At 51.8% G+C, this 14,963-nt stretch carries 20 protein-coding genes; 12 read left to right on the forward strand and 8 right to left on the reverse strand.

Features of this window, described 5'->3' with window-relative positions; translation table 11 throughout:
* Window positions 1–496: 496 nt before the first annotated feature.
* Complete coding sequence (locus ACHH0Z_RS22960; protein WP_001749982.1) at window positions 497–1,216, reverse strand: replication initiation protein; 720 nt, start codon at window positions 1,214–1,216, stop codon at window positions 497–499.
* A gap of 559 nt (window positions 1,217–1,775) precedes the next feature.
* Here ACHH0Z_RS22960 and ardK point away from each other — a divergent pair.
* Complete coding sequence (gene ardK, locus ACHH0Z_RS22965) at window positions 1,776–2,117, forward strand: antirestriction protein ArdAB regulator ArdK (RefSeq protein WP_000057569.1); 342 nt, start codon at window positions 1,776–1,778, stop codon at window positions 2,115–2,117.
* A gap of 14 nt (window positions 2,118–2,131) precedes the next feature.
* Here the strand turns inward: ardK and ACHH0Z_RS22970 are convergent, their stop codons facing one another.
* From ACHH0Z_RS22970 to mucA, 3 genes are all read right to left on the reverse strand, one after another.
* On the reverse strand, window positions 2,132–2,923 hold the full coding sequence (locus ACHH0Z_RS22970) for a SprT-like domain-containing protein (protein ID WP_001452808.1): 792 nt from the start codon (window positions 2,921–2,923) through the stop codon (window positions 2,132–2,134).
* 150 nt (window positions 2,924–3,073) lie between these two features.
* Entirely contained in the window at window positions 3,074–4,339 is a 1,266-nt protein-coding gene (mucB, locus tag ACHH0Z_RS22975; RefSeq protein ID WP_001749980.1) for a translesion error-prone DNA polymerase V subunit MucB, read from the reverse strand.
* Complete coding sequence (gene mucA / locus ACHH0Z_RS22980; protein ID WP_000861760.1) at window positions 4,327–4,767, reverse strand: translesion error-prone DNA polymerase V autoproteolytic subunit MucA; 441 nt, start codon at window positions 4,765–4,767, stop codon at window positions 4,327–4,329. Before mucA ends, mucB begins: the two co-directional genes overlap by 13 nt.
* Before the next feature lie 414 nt (window positions 4,768–5,181).
* Here mucA and ardB point away from each other — a divergent pair, with 414 nt between their 5' ends.
* The 10 genes from ardB (at window position 5,182) to ccgAII (ending at window position 11,893) form a co-directional block, all read left to right on the forward strand.
* Window positions 5,182–5,607: an antirestriction protein ArdB gene (gene ardB / locus ACHH0Z_RS22985; protein WP_000447669.1), complete on the forward strand. Its 426-nt coding sequence runs from the start codon at window positions 5,182–5,184 to the stop codon at window positions 5,605–5,607.
* A gap of 57 nt (window positions 5,608–5,664) precedes the next feature.
* On the forward strand, window positions 5,665–6,069 hold the full coding sequence (gene ardR / locus ACHH0Z_RS22990) for an antirestriction protein ArdAB regulator ArdR (protein WP_000881513.1): 405 nt from the start codon (window positions 5,665–5,667) through the stop codon (window positions 6,067–6,069).
* Window positions 6,070–6,078: 9 nt separating this feature from the next.
* Window positions 6,079–6,318 (forward strand): hypothetical protein, encoded by a 240-nt coding sequence (locus ACHH0Z_RS22995; RefSeq protein WP_000932975.1) that lies wholly within the window; start codon window positions 6,079–6,081, stop codon window positions 6,316–6,318.
* An 885-nt stretch (window positions 6,319–7,203) separates the two neighbouring features.
* Window positions 7,204–7,500: a protein CcgD gene (gene ccgD / locus ACHH0Z_RS23000; RefSeq protein ID WP_000545925.1), complete on the forward strand. Its 297-nt coding sequence runs from the start codon at window positions 7,204–7,206 to the stop codon at window positions 7,498–7,500.
* Between the two features lie 14 nt (window positions 7,501–7,514).
* Entirely contained in the window at window positions 7,515–7,856 is a 342-nt protein-coding gene (locus tag ACHH0Z_RS23005) for a hypothetical protein (protein ID WP_015344948.1), read from the forward strand.
* 68 nt (window positions 7,857–7,924) lie between these two features.
* Window positions 7,925–8,209 (forward strand): protein CcgC, encoded by a 285-nt coding sequence (gene ccgC, locus ACHH0Z_RS23010; protein WP_001750002.1) that lies wholly within the window; start codon window positions 7,925–7,927, stop codon window positions 8,207–8,209.
* A gap of 208 nt (window positions 8,210–8,417) precedes the next feature.
* The gene (locus ACHH0Z_RS23015) at window positions 8,418–8,750 is read left to right on the forward strand and encodes a hypothetical protein (protein ID WP_012561126.1); all 333 of its coding nucleotides are present in this window, start codon (window positions 8,418–8,420) and stop codon (window positions 8,748–8,750) included.
* Window positions 8,751–10,102: 1,352 nt separating this feature from the next.
* The gene (locus tag ACHH0Z_RS23020; protein WP_000129958.1) at window positions 10,103–10,612 is read left to right on the forward strand and encodes an antirestriction protein ArdA; all 510 of its coding nucleotides are present in this window, start codon (window positions 10,103–10,105) and stop codon (window positions 10,610–10,612) included.
* A gap of 726 nt (window positions 10,613–11,338) precedes the next feature.
* Window positions 11,339–11,518 (forward strand): protein CcgAI, encoded by a 180-nt coding sequence (ccgAI, locus tag ACHH0Z_RS23025; RefSeq protein ID WP_000214483.1) that lies wholly within the window; start codon window positions 11,339–11,341, stop codon window positions 11,516–11,518.
* 54 nt (window positions 11,519–11,572) lie between these two features.
* Entirely contained in the window at window positions 11,573–11,893 is a 321-nt protein-coding gene (gene ccgAII / locus ACHH0Z_RS23030; protein WP_001749971.1) for a protein CcgAII, read from the forward strand.
* A 110-nt stretch (window positions 11,894–12,003) separates the two neighbouring features.
* On the opposite strand, the gene ACHH0Z_RS23035 is transcribed toward ccgAII, so the two are convergent.
* The 4 genes from ACHH0Z_RS23035 to stbA all read right to left on the reverse strand — a co-directional run bounded on the left by ACHH0Z_RS23035 (window position 12,004) and on the right by stbA (window position 14,044).
* Complete coding sequence (locus ACHH0Z_RS23035; protein WP_000999874.1) at window positions 12,004–12,348, reverse strand: hypothetical protein; 345 nt, start codon at window positions 12,346–12,348, stop codon at window positions 12,004–12,006.
* Window positions 12,349–12,529: 181 nt separating this feature from the next.
* Entirely contained in the window at window positions 12,530–12,898 is a 369-nt protein-coding gene (gene stbC, locus ACHH0Z_RS23040; RefSeq protein ID WP_000414913.1) for a plasmid stabilization protein StbC, read from the reverse strand.
* A 1-nt stretch (window position 12,899) separates the two neighbouring features.
* The gene (stbB, locus tag ACHH0Z_RS23045; RefSeq protein WP_001749973.1) at window positions 12,900–13,616 is read right to left on the reverse strand and encodes a StbB family protein; all 717 of its coding nucleotides are present in this window, start codon (window positions 13,614–13,616) and stop codon (window positions 12,900–12,902) included.
* A gap of 8 nt (window positions 13,617–13,624) precedes the next feature.
* Window positions 13,625–14,044 (reverse strand): plasmid stabilization protein StbA, encoded by a 420-nt coding sequence (stbA, locus tag ACHH0Z_RS23050; RefSeq protein WP_001749974.1) that lies wholly within the window; start codon window positions 14,042–14,044, stop codon window positions 13,625–13,627.
* A 501-nt stretch (window positions 14,045–14,545) separates the two neighbouring features.
* Between stbA and ACHH0Z_RS23055 the strand changes: the two genes are divergently transcribed.
* Window positions 14,546–14,962, forward strand: a complete 417-nt coding sequence (locus ACHH0Z_RS23055; RefSeq protein ID WP_001749975.1) for a hypothetical protein — start codon at window positions 14,546–14,548, stop codon at window positions 14,960–14,962.
* Window position 14,963 lies beyond the last annotated feature (1 nt).

The raw sequence follows: 14,963 nt of genomic DNA on the forward strand, positions 1-14,963 counted from the left end.
CTTGCCGGGCGCCGGTGCTGTGTGGAAATCCGCCCACCCTTTCCGGGCGCCGGTGCCGTGTGGGAATCCGCCCACCTTGCCGGGCGCCGGTGCCGTGTGGGAATCCGCCCACCTTGCCGGGCGCCGGTGCTGTGTGGGAATCCGCCCACCTTGCCGGGCGCCGGTGCCGTGTGGGAATCCGCCCACCTTGCCGGGCGCCGGTGCTGTGTGGAAATCCGCCCACCCTTTCCGGGCGCCGGAGCCGTGTGGGAATCCGCCCACCTTGCCGGGCGCCGGTGCCGTGTGGGAATCCGCCCACCTTGCCGGGCGCCGGAGCCGTGTGGGAATCCGCCCACCTTGCCGGGCGCCGGTGCCGTGTGGGAATCCGCCCACCTTGCCGGGCGCCGGTGCCGTGTGGGAATCCGCCCACCTTGCCGGGCGCCGGTGCTGTGTGGAAATTCGCCCATCTTCATGACAAAAATTTGTCAAATGACAGGCTCATGTGTGCTGATTTATGTCAGACGGGATTTTGCTTATCAATTATTGAGAACAGAAATTTTCCTGAATCATCAATACTATACTTAGCAAGTAAAGGTGTTTTCTCATTTATCTGCTTGAGTGCAGGATCAAGGAAAGATCGTTTCAACTCTGCCAAGTTCTTCTGTTGGGATTCCGGCAAAAGGAAACGGTCATTTAACCAAGCATGAGTAGTAACCCATAAGCCTGAAGATTTGAATTGAGCAAGACTTTCATAAAGGCGGATCGTCCGTGGATTTCGAAGACTGCCACAATCGCGGAGCGAGTAGGTGGTGAACTGGTTCGTCAGGCCGTAAATGTACCGCAGGAGTTTATGGTTAAATTCGATTTCCCAGATACCACGAGCTGATCGGCTGCCAGCCTCTGTTAGCCAGGGGCGCGCGACGCAGTCAAAACTCCCTTCTTTCGGGTAAAAGATTACCGCAGAACGGCTTAACTCAAACACGCCTTCTTTAACATCCTTGATAGCCTGGTTACGGCTTACCTGAAAAATTTGCTCATAGTCAGCCACCTTTACTTTGAAAGTAGAGTCACCGAGTACAGCCATCTCATCATCATCTTCGCTTACTGAAGCTGTGAAATACGTCTGCATAAGACATAACCAGAGAACGCGCTTTGCTTTTAGCGAGAGGTAGTAAGCAGCTTCGGTAAGCTCGTTAGACTGCTTAACTTTTATCTTTTTGTTCAGCAACTTATCCATGAGCCTTGCCTTTGTGGGTTAAAAATTACTCTCCACACTACCACAAAGTTCAAACAAGTAAATACATTTTTTACAGTTTCGTCTAAGGTGGGCCAATTCCCATAACAAGGTGGGCTAATTCCCATAGTAAGGTGGGGTGTTTCCCATAGATAGGTGGGCCAATTCCCATAACAAGGTGGGCGGATTCCCAGAGATAACACTTATTTATGATTTTAAATCAATGAGTTATATAGCTCTAAAAGACTTTAAAAAGATAAAAAATCTATAAAATACCTTTTAAAAATATGCCTGTGGATATGTGCATATCATCGCTTACCAGCGCCGCTTCGCGGCTCGGTCAACCCCTCAGAACCGCGAAAACAAGTTTCGCAGTTCTTCACGGTTCATGTTTTAATCCAAGCATGGCGCCAGCACCTTCGCGGCACCATCGAGGCCCGCGCTGCTGCCGCACCGGGCCTCACCCTCAAATAAAATAAAGTTTATAAAAATCGTACTTGTATTGACCCCAGTTTATTCTGAGTATATCCTTTCTGTAACCAAAACTACGGAGGCGCCACAGATGGCTCAGAAAAACAGAATTTCAGAAACAGAATGGAAACAGCTGCTGCCGCAAATGGCTTCCTTTGCACACATCACAACAGATATTGGCTATTCCGTGCTTGTCAAAGGTGAGAAATCATCAGACGTAGCCACGCGAGTAGGCCGTTCCAAGCAAAACATTTCCAGCACCGTTAAGCGAATCTGGGATTTGTACCAGAACACCACTCTTAAAGCCGAGAACGGCGAACCATTAAAATTAGTTCAGGTCTGGATACCAGCAAGCCTTGCTGAAACTGTTTTAAAAGAAGCCGCGAAGTACAGCATTAATAACATCACGACCTCGGAAATGGAAAAAAAATAAAGTCCGAAAGGACTTTATTTTAAGACTACTAACGCGGCTTTATTACAGTGCTCGCCACCACAGTAAACCACTATCCCCGGTTTACCCCAGAGATTGATATGACACACCGGGCAGCTGTACTTTTCCCGGTTTGTTTTGTTCACCGGCGCTTCAGGCGGCGGGGTTACAAATCGCATGGCCTCTATGATCTCGTCGTCGAGTTCAACCGGGTCGCGCCCTTCCTCCACCTCCTGTTCGTGTTCGCTATCATCTTCCTCGTCGTCAATATAGCCTTTTCCTGTAGGGCTTAGCACAGCGCCAGGCTTAGGCTGGTAAGGCGGAAACCTGTCCATCCAGGAAAGCCGGAAATGGCCTGTCAGCAGTTCATCACAGGCCATATCGAAAGGGCCACCGGCAATAATATAATGGGTCATGCTCTGGCCCACTTTCCTGCCTCCCGGTTCGCCGGTATCAGAAGGCATTAGTCCTACCCGTTCCATCCGGGCCGCCCACTGTTTGTTGTGATAGCCACGGCGGCCAGGCTCGCCAAAATGGAATTGCCACTGATGAACCATCTCATGCACCAGTGTTGAAAGCGTGGCCTTTATGGTTCTGATCGAGAAATACACCGGATTCATAGCGATCTCGTCTACCGTGTACCCACTCTCACGGCCGACGAAACGCTTAAAGGAACAATAGCCATACGTTCGCTTCTCACGCTGCAACGTTATCAGGCATGGCGGCAGCTCGTTGCTGAATAGCTTCTCATTAAAAAAATCGTAGGCTCTCTGAAGTTCATCGTAGGTTTCGGGCGTAGGCAAATTCACTGTTAACCTCACATATATGTATTGTGCAATACACATAATTTAGCTGATCTTTTATACAGATGAAACGCCTTTTACCGAAAACCGCGAAACCGCGCCGAAACTCGTTTCGGCCGGTTGAGGGGTTGACCGGCCCGCGTGCGGCGCCGGTAATTATTTGATGGTTGCTGTTGGTATCGAGCGCCAGTCTGTCGTGTAATCAGGTGACAACATCTGACGGCGCATGGCAAAGGAGTTATCGATGCCCTGGCCTGCAAAAAACAGCTGGCTCTTGCCACGCCGGTTTATGCCATCGAGAACAGCCATTAACGCCTCGCTGCCAGCTGAAGGCGTAGCAGAGTCGAATAAATCCAGCTGGGCCTCCTTTCCGCTGAAATCGGCCAGCATGATCCCTGCTTTTGCATACGCAATATCTTCCCGCCAGATCCGCGCCAGCGCGGCTTGTGCCGCCTGAATTATCGTGCGGCTGTCCTGGGTTGCCACCGTCAGTTTTTCGGTTGCCTGATTGGCATACTGTGTATCACGCACTGAATAAGGACTGGTGCGGATAAAGACGCTTATGACGCGGCAGTATTGCCGCTCATTACGCAGTTTTTCAGCTGCGCGCGCTGCAAATCCGGTGATCGCCTGCTGCATATCCGCCAGGGCTACTACGCGTTGGCCGAATGAGCGCGATACAACAATCTGCTGCTTCGCCGGAGGGTTTTCTTCCAGGCTGAAGCAAGCCTCGCCGCGTAGCTCCCGTACCGTTCTTTCAAGCACAACACCAAACGTCTTACGGATTAGGCGCGTATCTGCCCTGGCTAAATCCAGCACCGTTTTGATCCCCATTGTGGCGAGTGCTTTCTCTGTACGATGGCCGACGCCCCAGACTTCCGCAACCGGCAGGATGCTCATTAATTTCTTCAGTCTGGCGCCATCGTCCAGAGCAACCACCCCGCCAGTAGCGGGCCATGTTTTTGCAGCGTGGTTACACAGCTTCGCCAGCGTCTTAGTACGGGCAATACCGACCCCGCATACCAGCGTTGTGTGTCGCCTGACTTCCTCGCGCAGTTGGCGCCCGAAAGCGTCAAGGCTCATGGCGGCCGTTATCCCTTTGCAGTCAACAAAAAGCTCGTCGATTGAATACTGTTCGACGTGGCTTGCAAGGGACTCAACTACGGCCGCGAACCGGGCCGACATGGAGGCATAGAGAGTGTAATTAGAGCTAAAAATAGCGATGTTATGACGCTCGATTATGGGTCTGACTTTGAAGTACGGATCGCCCATTTTCAGGCCCGCTTTCTTCGCCAGGTAATTACGGGCCACAATGTTGCCGTCATTGTTGGATAAAACGGCCACTGCTCGGTTTGCCAGATCTGGCCTAAATGCCTGCTCACAGCTGGCGTACATGCCATTGACATCAATCAGCGCAAACATACCGGATGCTCGATAAGGGAATGCGTAACCACTCCCCAGATTTCAACGCTCTCATTATCCGGGTCAATGTAGTACACAGGAAAATCTTTGTTCATCGGCATCAGGCAGGGTCTGGGCCTCAGCAGTAGCCGCTTCACGGTAAATTCATTATGGATGCAGGCGACTACGATTGAGCCGTGGCTGGCCGTCAGCGAGCGATCCACAACCAGTACGTCACCATCATGGATGCGGCCATCTTCCATTGACGAGCCAGAAACCCGCAGGAAGTAAGTTGCTGAAGGGTGACGAACACAATACTCATGCAGGTTTAACTCCTGCTTTTCATAGCCCTGGGCCGGGCTGGGGAACCCCGCAGAAATTCTTTGCAGATAAAAAGGGATGCTGTGTACCCGGCTGGCGCCGGAGCTTTCAAAAATATCGACCTTCATAGCGATCTTCCAAATCACTGTTTACTTATACAGTATCGCTGTTATGGTCAGGTTGGCAAGTTTTACAGGTACTCTACTATATGTAGTGCTGCTTCAGCTGCCAACGAACGCTATATATAGTGTTTGTTGGCTTTCTGCTTTCTCAGTGTCCCCTGTAACCGGCCGCGTGGCGGCGGGCTAGCAGGGAGGGGGGTGGCCTGTCGCTCCGGTCAGTCCCGCAGTTTCCGGCGATTTGCCCCCGGTGTCCGGTGGAGTCCGGCGAGGTCGCCTTCCATGCTCTGACGGGCATAAAATTAGGTAAATATAATCCGTACTTGTATTGACTTTAACGCCCCATTGTACGATAATTAAAAAGTGGCAGGTGATGTGCCTGCCGCTTAACCATCGCCGGTATCGGCTTAAAGAGGAAGTATCATGGAAACTATCGAAATCACCGCCCGCTACATTTCTGAAAACGCCCGCATGAACTTCATGCCTGCGGCATTTCGTGGCGCTTTCTTCAGCGCAGATCACTTCATTCAGTCCTTTCTGAATCGTTACGCTAAAGACTACCAGGGAGGGTATTGGGAATACCTTCAGGCCAGCAATGGCGCGTTTTTTATGGAAGCGCCCCAACCTCTTTGGCTCTCGTTACCTAACTATTTTGAAGGTGAATGCAGCGCGCGCGAAGTAGGGATTATTGTTTGTCTGTATGCCTACAGTTACTTTTGCGGGCTGGCATATGAAGAAGGCAAAGCCGAACTGAACGAAACGATGGCTAACCGGTATCACCTGTTGCGGGAGTACGTTAATACGCTGGAGAACGAAAGCCAGAATCGTATTTATCGTGCCATTGATTAACTGATAACCAGGCGGGCAAAGCCCGCCTTATCGTGACTGTCACGCTCAGGGGAAACTATGTTAGCGACACTTCAACACCCTACCGCCTGGCAATTGCCAGATCGGTTAATGCTTTTGGAACTGTTAATGTTCGATTACCGTAATTCCGATCAGGAGCGCTACGGCCAGCAAATCTATCACCACTATCGTAAACAGGGTAATCATCGCTGGGATACTTCTGTTCATCAGGATAGCGGCGGCCAATACGCGATTATTTTCCGGCACTCCTTCAGCAAAAAACAGGCTGATGGCGTTAAGCGAACGATGATCCGCGATGAAACCGTTATACGGGCAGGTACGGCGCAGGAGCTGACAGAAGCGACATTTCCCGACTTCCAGGATAGCGATATTCTGAAGGCGTCGGATTTCTTTAAGTCGCTTATCCAGCGCAAAGCGGCAGACGTAACACAAACCGATATTTGAGGATCAGCGATGCTGAACAAAACCGAAAACAACACCAACATTAGTAGTATCAACCCCTGTTCTACAGAGAGCCTAATAGCCGTGACGGGAAATGATGGAGAGACGCATATCATTCAGCGTGAGTTAATATCCCACTCTGTTGAAGGGCATGAAGCCACAATCATTCACCTTGTAACCGGGAAGTCGATAAGGGTTTCTTTGTCATCTGAAATTCTGGCAAAAAAACTAGGCATTACCGTGTCTGAATAACGGGTTTTGTTGCTTTGTTATAAGGTTTTATCCGTGTGTGGCAGAGTTCTAAAAAGGGAAACGTGAGAGATTATGAATACGATTAGCATAACGGAAATCGTGTTGAGTGTGCTTCTTGCGGGCGCTTTGGGGCCGGTTTTATTACGTCGAAAAAAAGGTCTGCTGTTACTGTTGTTGATTCTGGTCTGCACGATACTTTTGCTTCATGGTGTCACTACGATTTACTGATGTGGTCGAAAATCTTTAAAAGCGAACCCCCGGACGTCACCCCTCCGGGGCCGTTCTGCTGTGCTGCGCATCGAGCCGCTACGCGTCTCGCCCCGCTCACGCGGGCAGCTGCCACTGACGCCTCCGGCCTGCGGCCTCCGCGCTCCGCTTGGCAACCCCTTCCCCTGCTGCCGCTCATTTCCCCTTCAGCCTCCTATCATGATTCGTCTCCTGCATTATCCGTGGATTGTGCAGCTCAGTGGGGCGCTGGCCGTGACGGTGCGGTGTCCCCCGTAACCGGCCGCGCGGCGGCCGCTAACTCGCAGTACGGCGCCGCGACCCGCAGGCGGGCCGCCGTACCCGCGCGCAGGCGCGCGGCGCCCACTGCGCACCCCCGTGGGGGACGTGCGGCAGCTGCGTGGCGGCGGGCTGGGTTATGGCTTAGCAGGAAGGGGGGTTGGCCTGTTGCTCCGGTCAGTCCCGCAGTTTCCGGCGATTTGCGGCCGGTGTCCGGTGGAGTCCGGCGCGGTCGCCTTCCATGCCCTGACGGGCATAAAAACATGTAAATAAATTCCGTACTTGTATTGACTTTAAAGGCGTAATCACCGATAATTAAATCATCGGGAGGCAACACCGCCACCCGAAAAATTGCCGGTATCGGCGCTTACAGGAGTCGTCATGCACTTTACTAACTTCCTTCAGCGTTACTTCGATATAGAGATTGAACATACCTTTGACCCTACCATTCAGGGCAGCAACGAAACGGGTAAAGACGTCACTAAAATCTGGATCTATGAGAAGGGCGAGGATAGCGAACCGCTGCTTACTCTGACAGAAGCATGGTGGTATACCGAGACAAAAACGGCTGGTAACTGGCTTATCGGCAACGTGTATTCAACGCTTGAGCATGGGCGTGAAATTCATGAAAGCGAATTTCGTAAACTGGTAACAGCTGGCAAGGTGATATCAGCATGAGTAAGGGGAATAAAATGCTTATTAATCGGATAGCGGTTATCGGGCTTGCAGTTGTCGCAGCCGCTACGCAGGCAGGTGTGCCGCCGGTTAAGTTTTTTTACCGGGATACAGTCCCGGTAAGCATTACGCTGGACGAACCCGCAACGGGTTGCAGCATGGCCGGTGTGATTGTTCATCCAGTGGATCGGCCAGCGGCAAAAGTGGCGTGGTTTAGCGAGCGGATTTGCGGTAAAAAACGTTACCCGGTTAGCTTTATCAGTGATGAAATTAGCGCCCCGCATAACGTGATCCATAAAGGGGAAAAGTTTCACGTTACCCCGGCTCAGGTCAATCTCCTGGACGCGCAAAACCTCTAATTAAATCATCGGGTGGCAATACCGCCGCCCGAACAATCGCCGGTATCGGCAACCATCAAGGAGTTCACATGTATCACTATCTCGTTTTTGTCCCTCTCGCATTAATTTTTAGCGCCGCTGCGCTTGCCCTGCCCTGGTTTATCGTTCGTGCGGGATACAGGGATCTGGTGCAGATCACCTGCGCCTGCGTCTCTGTTCTGGGCCTGTGTGCGGCGACAGGGGTTTTCAGCTACTTCGATAATAAGCCGCTTGCGTTTCTGTACGGTTGCGGCGCGCTGGCGTGCTTTTTGTACGCGGTAGACTGCGCGATACCGTTGTATATGACGCGTAAAAAGCCACGTAAGCAGCTGTAAGAAAAAAGGCGGGTAATCCCCGCCTTTTTTATTGAGGCTGTCAGAAAGCGATTCAGGCACTCTATGAACGCTTTGCAAGATATAAAATTTTGTATGCACATTCAGTACTTATATTGACTTTGAGGACATAATCACCGATAATTAAATCATCGGGAGGCAACACCGTCGCCCGCAAAATTGCCGGTATCGGCGCGCAAAGGAGTACATCATGGATTACCAGACCCGCTTAAATTCTGATATAACCAAAGAGATTGATTATCTGGCATCACTGCGTAAACAACGCATGGTGGCGGATCTGCGCACAGAGCTGGTTTACGGCTCCCTGGAGCGTCTGGCAGATATGATCTGCAACACCGTCACTGACTGGTCGCTTCCCTGCCCTGTTCTGCCGCTTTCTTCCGTACAGCAATGGCACAAAGCCCGCGAAATCGTCCTGGCAGATTATGAGGACTTCGGCCACGATGCCTGGGACTTTGCCCGCCACTATATGAAAACAGAGCTTAGCTTCGGTTATGCCTGCTACAAAGACGATATTGCCTGATGATTAACAACATGGGGGGCTAACGCCCCCCTGATAAACTGACCCTTTTAATGGCCTTACCGCCGATTTCAGATGGAACGAGAGATAAACAGCGGCAGACTCCGGGCGTTACCCCTTCGGGGCCGCTCTGCTGTGCTGCGCATCGAGCCGGTTCCCGTCTCGCCCCGCTTACGCGGGCAGCGGCCGCTAACGCCTCCGGCCTTCGGCCTCCGCGCTCCGCTTGGCCTCCGGGCTTCGCCCTCCGCGCTGGCGCTTGGCGGCTGGCGTCAGCCGCCAGCCAGGTTCGCCGGTATCTCAGCTGCCCGGTCATAAAGCCGTTCCGTTGGCGTGGGTCGTTCCGCCTATGACCGCAGTGAAACCGGGCGCGGCAGGTTGTCAACAGACGCTTCGCTCAAGCTGTTGACAACCTGCCTTATTCGCCCGGTTACAGTGCGGCCGTCGGAAACGACACCCCGCCAACTTCTCTACAGGTGCTATATGACCTCTACCATCCTCGAAAACCTACCGCAAATCATCACCTCGCTGGCCGCTCTGATTACGGCCGTAACCGGCCTAATCAAAGTGCTACGCGACAAAGACAAGTAACAGCCATCGGGGCGGCTGTGCCGCCCCTTTGCAGCTGCTTGCCGGTGATCTCTCCAGTTTATGTTCTGACATTGTGCTAAATCCTGATGCCACACAGGGCGTTACCCCTTCGGGGCCGCTCTGCTGTGCTGCGCATCGAGCCGGTTCCCGTCTCGCCCCGCTTACGCGGGCAGCGGCCGCTAACGCCTCCGGCCTTCGGCCTCCGCGCTCCGCTTGGCAGGCCACACCCTGCGCCGGACTCGCCCGGCCGCAAGCGGCCGCCCCGCCCCTTCGGGGTGCCAACGCCCTTCAGGCGTCGGCATCCTTTGCCAGTGCGCTATTGTGTTATCCGTGGATTGTGCAGCTCAGCGGGGCGCTGGCCGTGACGGTGCGGTGTCCCCCGTAACCGGCCGCGCGGCGGCCGCTAACTCGCAGTACGGCGCCGCGACCCGCAGGCGGGCCGCCGTACCCGCGCGCAGGCGCGCGGCGCCCACTGCGCACCCCCGTGGGGGACGTGCGGCAGCTGCGTGGCGGCGGGCTGGGTTATGGCTTAGCAGGAAGGGGGGTTGGCCTGTTGCTCCGGTCAGTCCCGCAGTTTCCGGCGATTTGCGGCCGGTGTCCGGTGGAGTCCGGCGCGGTCGCCTTCCATGCCCTGACGGGCATAAAAACATGTAAATAAATTCCGTACTTGTATTGACTTTAAAGGCGTAATCACCGATAATTAAATCATCGGGAGGCAATACCGCCGCCCGAAAAATTGCCGGTATCGGCGCTTTAAGGAGTACACCATGACTGATATTACGACCCCTTCTGTTTATGTTGGCACTTACCATAAATACAACTGCGGAAGCATTGCGGGAGCCTGGCTCGATCTGACCGATTTTGATAGCTCAGAGGAGTTTTACGAGCGCTGCCGCGAGTTACACGCAAATGAGGCTGATCCAGAATTTATGTTCCAGGATTGGGAGGGTATTCCGTCTGATATGGCGTCAGAGTGCCATATCAACTGGGATTTTATTAACGGCTTTAAACAAGCCCGCGAGGAAGGAAACGAAGCGGCGTTTGTGGCCTTTGTTGATCTGTTTAATAGCACTGATTTCGACCTGTTTAGAGATGCCTATATGGGCGAAGCTAAGGACGAAGAAACTTTTGCAGAGGAATACCTGAATGATAGCGGTCTACTGAATGAAATTCCTGAATCCGTAGCCCGATATTTTGACATCGTAGCCTATGCGCGGGATCTGTTTATTGGGGATTTCAGTTTACATGACGGACACGTATTTAACATGACTTGCTGAAACCTAGTCCCCCGCCACGCGGGGGATATTAAACACCGCTCTAATTAATCGCCGGTATCGGCAAACAGCCATCTGGGCGGCTGCGCCGCCCCTTTGCTGCTGCTTGCCGGTGATCTCTCCAGCTCATGTTCTGCCATTGCGCTAAATCCTGATGCCACACAGGGCGTTACCCCTTCGGGGCCGCTCTGCTGTGCTGCGCATCGAGCCGGTTCCCGTCTCGCCCCGCCCCTTCGGGGTGCCAACGCCCTTCAGGCGTCGGCATCCTTTGCCAGTGCGCTATTGTGTTATCCGTGGATTGTGCAGCTCAGCGGGGCGCTGGCCGTGACGGTGCGGTGTCCCCCGTAACCGGCCGCGCGGCGGCCGCTAACTCGCAGTACGGCGCCGCGACCCGCAGGCGGGCCGCTGTACCCGCGCGCAGGCGCGCGGCGCCCACTGCGCACCCCCGTGGGGGACGTGCGGCAGCTGCGTGGCGGCGGGCTGGGTTATGGCTTAGCAGGAAGGGGGGTTGGCCTGTTGCTCCGGTCAGTCCCGCAGTTTCCGGCGATTTGCGGCCGGTGTCCGGTGGAGTCCGGCGCGGTCGCCTTCCATGCCCTGACGGGCATAAAAACATGTAAATAAATTCCGTACTTGTATTGACTTTAAAGGCGTAATCACCGATAATTAAATCATCGGGAGGCAATACCGCCACCCGAAAAATTGCCGGTATCGGATCACTAAGGAGTAAGCATGACCACTGTTACCACCCCTTCCCAGCTGAAAAAAGAAGTCGAATCTCAGAAAGAATTATTGCTGCGCGCCTGCCTCGAAGCGTTCAACCAGCTGCCTAATCAGCGCCTGCAAGGCGCTTTCACATCGACGTATGCACTGGCGGCAAAATTAGACCAGCTGCTGCAACAAACTAAATAGCACTGACGACCCGGCCAAGCCGGGTCTTTAACAGAAAGATCGAGGACAAACGACATGACCACACAAACCCTTGAGCAGACTCTTGAAGATTTTCGTCGCCAGTGTGAGAGTTTTGCGCGCGAACAGCAGCCCCGCTGCGGCCTGATTTATGAACTGTATCAGCGCCGCCTGAGCGCGGTTATTGACGGCTATCTTGCTGGCGTTCCGGCCGAGTATCGGGAAGAACTGATCGCGGTAGCGCGGCGTGAATTTGACTATCTGACCCAAGACGAGATCGCGGAAGAAATCCGGCAGGATCGGGAAAACGATTATTGCAGCCACGGTATTGAGCGTAATTGTTGCCCGCTGGGCTGCGGAGATCTAGACGATTACTGAGCCGCCGAAAGAAAAAAACCCGGATTGACCGGGCTTTTTTCTTTCCGCTGCGCGGCCGTTTCAGTTATTACTCCGCGCTGCTTTTGGCAATTTCTGTATAGCACAATACACTACACATTAAGCTCGTTTGCTTCGACGGCTAGCCAGCAGTTAAAGGTTTCGCTCTGCCGTTCGCCGCCGCAACCTCCCTCCGCTTTCAGCTTTCCGCAAGCCTGGCATTTCCCCAGCTGCGCCTTTTGCTCCTGCCACTGTTGCCAGTTTCGGATCAGCAGCAGTTGGAAAAACTCATTCGTGGAATAGGCTGTTCGTCCTGGACGACGAACCCGGCAAAGCTCCTGTAACATTGCTTCTTCCTGTTTTGTTAGCGTGACTGTCACGCTAGCGCCTTCCTCTTTGAGTCGCGCGCGGCGCCGGGCCTGGCGAATACGGGCTTGTTCACGCTGTCGGTCATTCATATTTTTCCTCCACGTGACTGTCACGTTGAATTAAACCGGGCATTACCCCTGCGGGGCCGTTCTGCCGTGCTGCGCATCGAGCCGCTACGCGTCTCGCCCCTTCGGGCGGCGGCCACTAATGCCTCCGGCCTGCGGCCTCCGCGCTTCGCTTGAAAAAAAACCGGGACATGCCCGGTTTACATTATCTCAGTAGAATTATGGCTATCGCGGCACCCACGGCGGCGCCCACAATAGTGCAGCCAGCTGTAATAAAAAGGATCTGACGGGTTAACGTCTCAGCTCTGGACGCCTGCGCGCGGCGGAACTTCGTCAGAAATTCCTCACGCGCCTTAGCATCATCACTAATTGCCAGGCTAATTGAACGCTGGTTTTCTACTAAAGTCCGTTTAAGAGAGTCTGCCGTCTCTCCTAAACTTTCGGTGTCTTTTGCCAGCTTTTCCGAAAGCGCAGAAAGTATCTCAGTCATTTCTTTCTGACTTGCGGTGATTTCCTTCGCGTCACCTAAAAACCAATCCATCAGAACTTCAAATTTATCTGGCTGCTTTTCCATTTTATTCTCCCATTAAAGCCGCATATGCTTTATCGAGATTAGCTTTAACAGGAATTGCCTGTTTCATGTAGGTATAACGGCGGGCCAGTTTTTTGCGCTCGTCAGCATCCGTTGTTTGTTTAGCGCGGGCTTTAAATTCTTCTGGATCTTCAGCGGTCAATGCTTCGAATGAGATACGGTGATACGCGAGATATTCGAAAACTTCACTGTTATAAATAACAGATTTCTTGCTGATTTTGCCAACTTTCGTTCGTTTGACAAATTCAAATACCGGCGCCAGTACATCCTCTACTTCACTATCTGGACTAATGCGGTTTGGAACAAAGATGATTTTATCGCTGCTTACACCTGCCTTACTTAACGTATGTGCTGTTTTCAGGCTTTCATCAATGGCCTTATTATCAGGCGTAACCGGGATTACATACTTATCAAATTCATTCGCGCCACTGTCAAAGCGGGACATTGCCATCAGGAACGCTTCTACGTTTGACGCACCAATATCAATAATCCCGGCATCTTCAAAAACAATATCTTCAATCAACCGTGAAAAGTCATCACCTTTAAAAATGGAAACATTCTCAATCCCCAGATCGGAAGCAGACTGGTTGATAGTTTCAACCGCATAGAATTTTGCTCCAGTCAGACGCGGGGCTAACAGGTAGGATGAAATTAAGGTTTTACCAACGCTGCCACTGTAATTAATTACCGCTACTTTCATAAATCACCTCAGAATTTTTTATTGAACATCTTAGGGTCGAAATCTTCACTGATTTTATTGAAGAACTCTTTATCAATAATGCCGGGACTTTCTTTTTTTTCACTTCCTTGCGGTTCAGGCTCAGGCGGCGTTTGTGTATTGTGCAATACACTTTCCTCTGCACCTTTCTCGCTACCTCCTTTTTGTGTATTGTGCAATACACTATCATCATTGTTCGGCATCCTTTCATGTGTATTGTGCATTCCATTTTTCCGGATTTGCCGCGCTCTATATAGGGACGTATCAAAGCTACGAACGTTCACACCTTCCAGGCCGAAGCGTTCAGAAACTGCCTTATAAATTTCCTCCCTGGAAACTCCCAGTGACAGCATTTCTTCTATTTCCGGCAACATCAACTGAAGTGCCGCCCTGATACTTTTGGGCTTCATAGTACCCTCATTTAGAATGATGTAATTTTGATGTAATTTTGATGTACTTTTGATGTACTTTTGATGTACTTTTGTTGTACTGGCTACCTCATGACCAAAGAATGATGTAATTTTGTTGTACTGTCAACCTTCAAGTGATGTAATTTTGATGTAATTTTGATGTACTTTTGTTGTACTGGTATTCATGCAAGCATGAATACGGAATATTGAACGCTTTTTAGCCAGTTAGTCCTTAACCTACGTAGATCGCCCCTACCAAAAAAGATGATTTTTTATCCCTTAACCTGCTATACACCTAACGCAGCGCGATAAATCACGCTATCATACTGATTTAAAAGATAAAAAAATAAATAGCAACAATATTCGGTAATAATTAGGTATTAAAAACACCCAATAACTCATTGTTTTATAATGAGTTTGCTTTATTACTTTGGTAATACTAAGATTTCAGCTTGTTAGATCCCAATTTTTTGTTTAAAAAATGCACAATGTGAGGACTGAATGCCAATAATAACCGCAAAAGTATCAGATGAACTTTTGGCCTATATAGACCTGGTTTCAGGAGGTAATCGGTCAGATTATCTGCGGCGCTGCATTGAAGCTGGCCCAGGTGATCGGGAGTCCGGGTTGAAAATAGTTGCCGACCGGCTGAGCGACGTAAATCGCAAACTGGATTATCTTTTTGACCGTGCTTCAGATGCGGATTTTGGCCCACTGCGCGATGAGCTGAAGGCAATAACCGAAACGCTATCTGGCGTAAAATTCCCACCGGCAGGACAGATGATGTTGCATGAATCACTCGCTATTGAAACGCTAATCCTCCTGCGCTCGATAGCAGAACCGGGCAAAACCAAAGCGGCAAAAGCAGAGGTTGAACGTAACGGCTACAAAGTCTGGGAACCAAAAAAGGAGCGCTGAA

Origin of the sequence: Enterobacter cloacae complex sp. 2024EL-00227 (genome assembly GCF_043945315.1) — a bacterium.
In the GTDB taxonomy this organism is placed as follows: domain Bacteria; phylum Pseudomonadota; class Gammaproteobacteria; order Enterobacterales; family Enterobacteriaceae; genus Enterobacter; species Enterobacter roggenkampii.